This is a genomic window from Gilvimarinus sp. 1_MG-2023 (genome assembly GCF_030548285.1).
This window is the reverse complement of the sequence record NZ_JAUOSC010000108.1, coordinates 1-487: the sequence shown is the minus strand read 5'-3', so window position 1 is coordinate 487 and position 487 is coordinate 1. Positions and strand designations below refer to the sequence as shown.

1 protein-coding gene is annotated in these 487 nt (G+C 56.9%); it reads left to right on the top strand.

Annotation, left to right across the window (positions count from 1 at the left end; all coding sequences use genetic code 11):
• A partial coding sequence (mutL, locus tag Q4563_RS15920) for a DNA mismatch repair endonuclease MutL (protein WP_303605163.1) occupies window positions 1-487 on the top strand: 487 nt, incomplete at both ends.

The window sequence follows — 487 nt, the reverse complement described above, 5'->3', positions numbered from 1 at the left end:
GGATATGGTGACACATGTTGCACCGGCGGCGCACCCGCCAGGGACCACGCTGGAAGTTCGGGATCTGTTTTTTAACACGCCGGCGCGGCGCAAGTTTCTACGCACTGAAAAGACCGAATTCTCACACCTGGAAGATCACCTGAAAAAACTGGCCCTGAGCCGTTACGACGTGGCGTTTTGCCTGCGCCATAACAATCGGGTGATTCACCAGTTGCGTGCGGCTGAGCGAGGTGTCGAACAGGAACGCCGGGTGGCGGCCATTCTGTCGCCGCAGTTTATTGATAACGCCCTGCATGTCGATACCGAAGCGGCGGGATTGTTATTGTCGGGTTGGGTGGCGTTGCCGACGTTCTCTCGCTCGCAGGCGGATATGCAATATTTTTACGTCAACGGCCGGGCGGTACGAGACAAGCTGGTGGTGCATGCCATCAAGCAGGCCTATCGCGATGTATTGTTTCATGGTCGTCACCCGGCGTTTGTGCTGTAC